Origin of the sequence: Pseudomonas ceruminis, assembly GCF_021602025.1 — a bacterium.
GTDB classification, from domain to species: Bacteria; Pseudomonadota; Gammaproteobacteria; order Pseudomonadales; family Pseudomonadaceae; genus Aquipseudomonas; species Aquipseudomonas ceruminis.
This window is the reverse complement of record NZ_BQHW01000111.1, coordinates 1-230: the sequence shown is the minus strand read 5'-3', so window position 1 is coordinate 230 and position 230 is coordinate 1. Positions and strand designations below refer to the sequence as shown.

General features: G+C 61.7%; 1 protein-coding gene. It reads left to right on the top strand.

All coding sequences use genetic code 11. The features are described from left to right. The coding region (locus L6D80_RS30040; protein ID WP_236183124.1) for a hypothetical protein at positions 1–230 on the top strand (230 nt) is incomplete at both ends.

The window sequence follows — 230 nt, the reverse complement described above, 5'->3', positions numbered from 1 at the left end:
TTGTGCCGTCGACACTCGATCCGCGGGGGCGGGCGCAGCGAGTTGACGCCAAGGGCTTGTCTGGCTCGACTTACGTGGATATCGCGTTGCCTAACCCCGGTTGGGTATCGATGGCGCCTGGTCAAGTGCTGACCGTATCGGCGTATGTTCGAGGCACACAAGACCTGGTGAGCGAGTTGTACCTGCAGTACAAGAACAGTAGCGGCGCCACTATCGGGACCCACGGCCCG